This window comes from Pseudomonas sp. FBF18 (assembly GCF_024261405.1).
In the GTDB taxonomy this organism is placed as follows: domain Bacteria; phylum Pseudomonadota; class Gammaproteobacteria; order Pseudomonadales; family Pseudomonadaceae; genus Aquipseudomonas; species Aquipseudomonas palmensis.
On the sequence record NZ_QKRS01000036.1, the window covers coordinates 1 to 3,257 of the forward strand.

The window sequence follows — 3,257 nt, forward strand, 5'->3', positions numbered from 1 at the left end:
CGCAGGTGGGCCTGACCGACAACTTCTTCGAGCTGGGCGGGCACTCGCTGCTGGTGCTGTCGGTGCTGTCGCGCCTGCAGTTGTCGCTCGGTCTCAAGGTGGAGCCGCAGGTGCTCTTCCAATACCCCGTTCTGGCCGCGTTCTGCGAGCAGCTGGACCAAGGAAATAGTGTGGATTTCGAAGATACGTTACGACGCCTGGACCTGTTTGCCGAAGACCTGGAGGATGCTCAATGAACACCGATACCGCCAAGAGCGTCGCCAAGCGTTTCGTCATGCTGGCGCCGGACAAGCGCAAGGTTTACTGGGAACGCATGCAGGCCGAGGGCATCAGTGCCGCCAACCTGCCGATTCCGGCGGTCAAGGCGCTGTTCGATGAACTGCGCCTGTCCTATGCGCAGCAGCGCCAGTGGTTTCTGTGGCAGCTGGAGCCACAGGGCGCCGCCTACAACGTGCCGACGGCGCTGCGCCTGAAGGGTGCGCTGGATGTGGAGGCGCTGCGCCGCAGTTTCGAGGCCCTGGTGGCGCGCCACGAGACCTTGCGTACCACCTTCAGCCATGCTGACGGTCAGGCCTTGCAGGTGATTCATGCTGCGGCACCGTTCGCATTGCACGTCGATGCGGTTCAGGTGCCGGCGGGTGCAGACCGCCAGGCGCTGATCAGGCAATGGGTGGAAACCGAGACCCGGCGCCCGTTCGACCTGGAAAGCGGCCCGTTGCTGCGGGTCAAGCTGCTGAAACTGGGTGACGATGACCATGTGCTGGTACTGACCCTGCACCATATCGTCTCCGATGGCTGGTCGATGCCGGTGATGGTCGAGGAACTGATCCGGTTCTACGAAGGCTATCGCCTGGGCCAGCCGGTACAGCTGCCGGCACTGCCTATCCAGTATGCCGACTACGCAATCTGGCAGCGCCACTGGATGGAGGCGGGGGAGCAGACGCGCCAGCTGGGATACTGGACCGAGCAACTGGGTGGCGACCCGGCGGTGCTCGAACTGCCCCTCGACCGGCCGCGTCCGGCCATCCAGAGCCAGGCGGGCGCGAGCCTGGCAATCGAACTGGAGCCCGGCCTGGCCGGTGCCCTCAAAGGCCTGGCCAGGGAGCAGGGTGTGACCTTGTTCATGCTGCTGTTGGCCAGTTTCCAGGCGTTGCTGCACCGCTACTCGGGTCAGCCCGAGATTCGCGTCGGTGTGCCGATTGCCAACCGCAACCGGGTGGAGACCGAGCGCCTGATCGGCTTCTTCGTCAACACCCAGGTGCTCAAGGCCGAGTTCGACCTGGACACCACCTTCCAGGCGCTGCTGCACCAGGTGCAGCGCACCGCACTGGCGGCGCAGGCGCATCAGGACCTGCCGTTCGAGCAACTGGTGGAGGCGCTGCACCCGCAGCGCAGCCTCAGCCACAGCCCGTTGTTCCAGGTGATGTACAACCACCAGACCCAGGGCAGGAACGCGCGTCACAGCCTGCCGGGCCTGACGGTCGAAGGCCTGGAGTGGGAGCAGCACAGCGCACAGTTCGATCTGACCCTGGAAACGGTCGAAACCGAACAGGGCATCGGCGCCTCGCTGAACTACGCCACCGCGTTGTTCGACGCATCGACCATCCAGCGTCTGGCCAGCCATTGGCGCCAGTTGCTGCAAGACGTTGTCGCGCAGCCGCAGCAGCGCATCGCCGAACTGGCGTTGCTGGATGCTCAGGAGCAACAGCAGGTGCAGGCCTGGAACCGCACCGAGGCGGGGTTTGACCGCGAGCGCTGTGTGCATGAGCTGATCGCCGCCCAGGCGCAGCGCACCCCTGACGCCCCCGCCGTGCTGTTTGCCGGGCAGACGCTGAGCTACCGGCAGCTCGACCAGCGCGCCAACCAGCTGGCACACCGACTGCGCGAGCGCGGGGTAGGGCCGGATGTACTGGTGGGGCTGGCGCTGGAGCGCAGCCTGGAAATGGTGGTGGGCCTGCTGGGTATCCTCAAGGCCGGTGGCGCCTATGTGCCGCTGGACCCGGATTATCCGCAGGAGCGCCTGGCCTACATGATCCAGGACAGTGGCATCGGCCTGCTGCTGACCCAGCCGACGGTGCAGTTGCCCGCCAGCAGTGCTGTCGAGCGCCTGATGCTGGAGCCGGGCGCTGCCTGGCTGGCCGGCTGCGAGCTCGGCGCGCCGCAGCTTCACATGCAGCCGGACCACCTGGCCTACGTGATCTACACCTCGGGCTCCACCGGCAAGCCCAAGGGTGTGGCCGTGCGCCATGGCGGACTGGCCAATCACATGCACTGGATGCAGCAGGCCTTTGCCGTGCAGCCTGAAGACCGCGTGCTGCAGAAGACCGCCTTCAGCTTCGACGCCTCGGTGTGGGAGTTCTGGCTGGCATTGATCGGCGGCGCGCAACTGGTGGTGGCCGAGCCGGGGCTGGTGCTGGATCCGCAGCGGTTCTGGCAGCAGGTGAGCGAGCAGCGCATCAGCATCCTGCAGTTGGCGCCGTCATTGCTGCATGCCTTGCTGCCGGATCGCGGCGCGGGCCAGATGGACTCGGTACGGTTGCTGGCGATGGGCGGCGAAGCGTTGTCCGCCGCGTTGAGCGAGCAGGTTCGAGCCGGCTGGGGCGGGCAACTGGTCAACCTGTACGGCCCCACGGAAGCCACCATCGACAGCACCTTCCACGTGCTGTCGGCGCAGCTGCAGGCGGGCACGGTACCCATCGGCCGCGCCGTGGCCAACGTGCGCCTGCATGTGCTGAGCGATGCGCTGGGTGTGACGCCGTTTGCCAGGGGCGAGCTGTACATCGGCGGTGATTCGCTGGCGCGTGGCTACCTCAACCAGCCGGCGCTGACGGCCGAGCGTTTTGTGCCGGATCCGTTCGACACCAGTTCCCAGGGCGGTGCGCGCCTGTACCGCAGCGGTGACATGACACGCTATCGCGCCGATGGGGTGATCGAGTACCTCGGGCGCGCCGACCACCAGGTGAAGATCCGTGGCCTGCGCATCGAGCTGGGTGAAATCGAGGCCAGCCTGCACCAGCATCCGGCGGTGCGCGAAGCGGTGGTGCTGGCTGTCGATGGCCCCCACGGCAGGCAACTGGCGGCCTATCTGGTGGCCAGCGACGGGCTGGCAGCCAATCCCGAGCAACTGGCCAGCCTGCGCGAGCATCTCAAGGTCCGCCTGCCGGAATACATGGTGCCCACGCACCTGCTGTGGCTTGATGCGTTGCCGCTGATGCCCAATGGCAAACTCGACCGCAAGGCACTGCCCGAGCCCGATA

2 protein-coding genes are annotated in these 3,257 nt (G+C 66.3%); both read left to right on the forward strand.

Going from position 1 to position 3,257, the window contains the following annotated elements:
- A partial coding sequence (locus tag DN387_RS25900) for a phosphopantetheine-binding protein (protein ID WP_254506423.1) occupies positions 1-236 on the forward strand: 236 nt, incomplete at its 5' end.
- Positions 233-3,257 (forward strand): amino acid adenylation domain-containing protein (locus DN387_RS25905; protein ID WP_254506425.1); only part of this gene is annotated, 3,025 nt, incomplete at its 3' end. The genes DN387_RS25900 and DN387_RS25905, both read left to right, overlap by 4 nt.